Source organism: Bacteroidia bacterium (assembly GCA_019695265.1).
Classification (GTDB): domain Bacteria; phylum Bacteroidota; class Bacteroidia; order JAIBAJ01; family JAIBAJ01; genus JAIBAJ01.
In genome coordinates this window covers 1-3,179 of the sequence record JAIBAJ010000197.1, presented here as the reverse complement: position 1 = coordinate 3,179, position 3,179 = coordinate 1, and the positions used below count along the sequence as shown (strand labels likewise).

3 protein-coding genes are annotated in these 3,179 nt (G+C 42.6%); all 3 read left to right on the top strand.

What is annotated here, in order from left to right:
• On the top strand, positions 1-939 hold a 939-nt coding region (locus tag K1X82_15250), incomplete at its 5' end, for an N-acetyl sugar amidotransferase (GenBank protein MBX7183467.1).
• Positions 908-1,765: a carbon-nitrogen hydrolase family protein gene (locus K1X82_15245; GenBank protein MBX7183466.1), complete on the top strand. Its 858-nt coding sequence runs from the start codon at positions 908-910 to the stop codon at positions 1,763-1,765. The genes K1X82_15250 and K1X82_15245, both read left to right, overlap by 32 nt.
• Positions 1,762-3,179: hypothetical protein (locus tag K1X82_15240; GenBank protein MBX7183465.1), on the top strand; the 1,418-nt coding region annotated here is incomplete at its 3' end. The genes K1X82_15245 and K1X82_15240, both read left to right, overlap by 4 nt.

Sequence of the window (3,179 nt, the reverse complement as noted above, 5' to 3'; positions counted from 1 at the left end):
GGTAGAGATAGTACCTATTTGCTTTATTTGGCGATAAAAAAATGGAATTTACGTCCTTTGGCAGTTCATTTTAATGATGGTTTCGACAATCCGGTGGCAGGGGAAAATATGCTAAAGGCAGCTCGGATTTTGGGGGTGGATTTGCGTACCATTACTTCGGACTTTAGGGAATGTAAAGACTTAAAATTGGTTGACTTAAAAGCATCGACCCCCTTGCTTAATAATGGAACAGATATTGGAATTGGGGCCTCGTTGTATGGTGTGGCTTGTAAAGAGGGGGTGAAAACGATTTTGTATGGGCAGAGTTTTAGAACCGAAGGCATACGTCCGTTGGCCTGGGCTTATTTTGATGGTGATTTTGTGCGGGCCCTACACAAGCGATTTGGAAAATATCCGCTTCAGAAATGGAAGCCTGAAAATCCGGGTTATAATTTAGGAGTAAAGGAAATGGCCTACTATTCGCTGAAGGGGATAAAAACCTTTGCGCCGTTTTATTATTACCCTTATTTGCGATCGGAAGCAGATGCCTTGTTAAGCAAGGAGTTGGAATGGAAGTATCCGGGAGCTCACTATTACGATGATTTGTACTGGAGCTTAATAACTTATGTACATCGGGTTAAATTTAATATCGATTTTAGGAAGATTGCCTATTCAGCCTTGATTCGAAGTGGGCAAATGGAGCGTACTTATGCGTTGGAATCCATTCAGAAACCTTATGTAATGGAGGATGAAAAAGTTATTTCGCTCTGCATAAAACGGCTTGGAATAAGCAGGGAAGAGTTTGATTCTTACCTGAAATTGCCTCCCCGGAATTTTTGGGATTATCCAAATAGTTTTGCTTTGCTGCAAATGCTGAAATATCCAATTTGGCTTATGACCCGTTTGGGCTTTGCAACCAAAGTGGTTTATGAAAAATATTTTGTTTTACCTTTTAGATAGTGGTATGAGAATAGCTGTTTGTCAATTGCTGGTTGAAGGTGGAGAGCCTGAACGTAACCTGGTTAGAGCCCAGGAAATGATTGAAAGAGCCGTTACTCAAGGTTGTGATTTGGCTATTTTGCCCGAAACACTGGATTTAGCCTGGACACATCCTAGCGTGTATGAAGAAGCCGAAACCATACCCGGAACCCGAAGCGATTTTTTTTGCCAATTGGCTGTAAAACATCAGGTTTGGCTTTGCCTGGGTTTGACGGAACGCTCGGAAGATAAAATCTATAACTCGGCTATTTTGATTGACCCGAAAGGAAATATTAGGCTTAAACATCATAAAATTAACCTGCTGGAAGTGGAATTTCCGTTTTATGAAGCCGGACAAAAATTGGAAGTGGTAGACACGGAATGGGGTAAAATTGGACTCAATATTTGTGCCGATAATTATGCGGATGCCCTTTGCTTGGGACATTCCTTAGCCCGAATGGGTGCTCAGCTTATTTTAACTCCATCGAGTTGGACGGTGGATCACTCGGTAACCGAAGAACAAGACCCATATCGGGATAAATGGCTAAAACCATTGGGTGAATTGGCAACTACCTATGAAATTCCGGTGGTTAGTGCTACCAGCGTGGGTTACATAGTAGGTGGACCTTACGAAGGGAAAAAGATGATTGGTTGTTCTTTGACCGTAGATAAGCATGGAAAAACCTATATTGGAGAAAAAAATGAGTTTGCAGGTGATTTGAAAATAATTCAAGTGGAGCTTGGTTCACAACAATGGAAAGGGACCCAGTTTGGAAAAATGATTAATGAAAAACAAGGAAAAAGATGAAAATACTCGGCATTAGTGGAGGATTTAGGCAAGGTTACCAGGATTCGGCTGCCTGTTTGGTAAGTGAAGGCAGGGTAATAGCAGCTTTGGAAGAGGAAAGAATGAGCCGGATAAAATTTTCTCCTGGACGTTTGCCTTATTCTTCGGTACTGGAAGTATTAAAGTTGGGGGATACAACTATAAACGAAATTTCTATACTGGCTTTTCATGGAAGCACTTGGGGGCCGGAAATTGATGACCGAATTCAAGAATATTTTAATCAACATTTTGGATATTGTCCTCCAATAGAAAGGCATCACCACCACCTGTGTCATGCTTCCAGTGCATATTATGCATCCGGTTTTGACAGGGCCCTGGTATTAAGTTTGGACAACTCGGGTGATGGAATTTCATTTCAAGTGTCGGAAGGAGAAAATGGCGAAATGAAGGTGTTGGAACAAATTGCCCGTCCGGATAGTTTGGGTTTGTTTTACCAATTAATTACCCAGCTTTGTGGATATACCAAGGATAGTGATGAGTATAAAGTAATGGGTTTGTCGAGTTTTGGTGATCGTAATCGGTTTAACCTGGATTGGTTGATAGGTTTTGAGGAAGGGAAACTTAGCATCAATAAGGAATATATAAAAATACCGGAGGCCGGAGCCCCTTCTTTACATAAGGATGAAATGGTGTATACACCGGCTTTGGTAGAGAGGTTGGGAATGAAGCGACGGATACCCGGGGCGAAAATGGAGGAGCAATACATGGATTTGGCAGCATCAGCACAGCAGAAATTGGAGCAATTGATGCTAAAAATGACGGCCTATTTCATGGAAAAATATCAGCACCACTACTTGTGTTTAGCGGGAGGTGCAGCCCTAAATTGTGTGATGAATCAGTCCCTAATGAATGCTGATTTTGTAAAGGGTTTATTTGTACAGCCTGCCGCAGGAGATGCCGGCATTTCTTTAGGTGCTGCTTGGCTTTCGTCGCACCGGCATGGGTTTAAACCCCAAGCGGCCGGACATACTTACTTGGGGCCATCATACAGCGATACCGACATACAAGGGTTGTTACAATCGTGTGGAATTAGGTATGTAAGGTTAGAAAAACCTTGGGAGGAGGCCGCTGCTCGAATAGCCGGGGGAGCGGTTATTGGATGGTTTCAAGGCAGGTCGGAGTTTGGTCCCCGAGCTTTGGGAAATCGAAGTATATTAGCGAGTCCAAGTATAACCGGCACCCAAAGTAAGGTGAATTTGAAAGTGAAATTAAGAGAAAGTTATAGGCCCTTTTGTCCTAGTTTGCTAGAGGAGGAGTTTGATCGTTTTTTTGTTGGAAAACAAGGCATTGCACCATTTATGACGATAACCTATCAGGCAAAAGAGTTGGCCAAAGAACTTATTCCGGAGGTTATACATGTAGACGGAACAGCCCG